The following is a 256-nucleotide window of genomic DNA, read 5'->3' on the forward strand; positions in this document are numbered from 1 at the left end:
CGTTCCTTGCCCGCGTCGTTCGCGGCCGTCTCCAGCGCGATGCCGAACACCGGCGCGAGCCGCTCGCACACCTGCGCGCGCACAGGCGCCGCATGCTCGCCGATCCCGGCCGTGAACACCAGCGCATCGAGCCCGCCGAGCACTACCGCGAGCTTGCCCACTTCCTGCGCGATCCGATACGTATAGAAGTCCACCGCGAGCTTCGCCTGTTTGCTGTCGCTCGCGAGCAGTTCGCGCATATCGCTGCTGAGGCCCG

1 pseudogene is annotated in these 256 nt (G+C 68.8%); it reads right to left on the reverse strand.

What is annotated here, in order from left to right:
• Positions 1 to 256 (reverse strand): annotated as a pseudogene (locus tag SB786_RS36905) (acetate/propionate family kinase); the annotation flags it as partial.

It is taken from the genome of Burkholderia sp. SIMBA_062, assembly GCF_046534765.1.
Classification (GTDB): domain Bacteria; phylum Pseudomonadota; class Gammaproteobacteria; order Burkholderiales; family Burkholderiaceae; genus Burkholderia; species Burkholderia ambifaria.